Origin of the sequence: Campylobacter concisus, assembly GCF_002913045.1 — a bacterium.
Lineage (GTDB): Bacteria > Campylobacterota > Campylobacteria > Campylobacterales > Campylobacteraceae > Campylobacter_A > Campylobacter_A concisus_AP.
In genome coordinates, this window is the sequence record NZ_PPAF01000017.1 from 1 (window position 1) to 627 (window position 627).

Sequence of the window (627 nt, forward strand, 5' to 3'; positions counted from 1 at the left end):
GCTGCCATAGCAGTGGAATGAGAAATTTTTATTTCAAGGCGGGGGCGGTATGGACGGCTTTTTAGTGCCTGCTCTTGGTGCAGTGCCGATACGAACCAGCACAGCCACGCCAGCGCTTCTTAGAGGCTACGCGGTCGTTACAACAAACTCAGGACACCCAGAGCCAACGACTGAGTTTGGGCTAGATCAGCAAGCAAGGCTAGACTACTTGGACGGACTAAAAGATGGGATCATAAATGCTTGGGAAACGTGCAAATTTGATCCAAAAAGTCTAAAATTAGCAAAGCAAAAGATAGAGGCAATCGAAAAAATCTTTAACGGAGCTAAAAACAGCAAGGGCGAGCAAATTTATAGTGGCTGGTTTTATGACTCAGGCGTGAGCGCTGAGGGCTGGAGGAAATGGAAACTAGGTGACTCGCAAAGTGCCAAGCCAAACGCTAGAAATATCACGCTTTCTAGCGGCGCGGTGAATTACTACTTATTGACACCAGCGCAGCCAAATTTTGACACGATAAATTTCGACTTTGACAAAGACACGCCAAAGACTTTCGAGACTGCGGCGGTAAATGACGCCATCTCAACAAGCCTTAGCACATTTAGCGCAAATGGCGGCAAGCTCATAATAGT

At 47.0% G+C, this 627-nt stretch carries 1 protein-coding gene; it reads left to right on the forward strand.

What is annotated here, in order from left to right:
• Positions 1 to 49: 49 nt before the first annotated feature.
• Positions 50 to 627 (forward strand): tannase/feruloyl esterase family alpha/beta hydrolase (locus CYP43_RS02125; protein ID WP_258032130.1); only part of this gene is annotated, 578 nt, incomplete at its 3' end.